Annotated in this window: 1 protein-coding gene; it reads left to right on the forward strand. The window is 38.1% G+C overall.

What is annotated here, in order from left to right; all coding sequences use genetic code 11:
• The coding region (locus SB717_RS38445) for an alpha/beta fold hydrolase (RefSeq protein WP_410908466.1) at positions 1–171 on the forward strand (171 nt) is incomplete at its 5' end.
• Positions 172–247 lie beyond the last annotated feature (76 nt).

Consider the following 247-nt stretch of genomic DNA (forward strand, 5'->3'; position numbering starts at 1 on the left):
GTTATCCATGGTACAGAGGATATAGTGCTTCCATACGAGCATGGTCTTGCTCTTGTTGATGAAATTCCCCATGCTTTGTTACTAACCCTAGAAGGGTCGGGTCACGAGATTCACTGTGACGATTGGAATCATATAATCAACGCTATTTCGAATCATACTTCAGTCCTATAATCATTATAGGAGCCGTATAAAACAAAAAAGATTTGGAAAAAGGGTTACAATCGAATCTGTAACCCTTTTTTTCTAT

It is taken from the genome of Priestia sp. SIMBA_032 (assembly GCF_046535215.1).
GTDB lineage: Bacteria > Bacillota > Bacilli > Bacillales > Bacillaceae_H > Priestia > Priestia aryabhattai.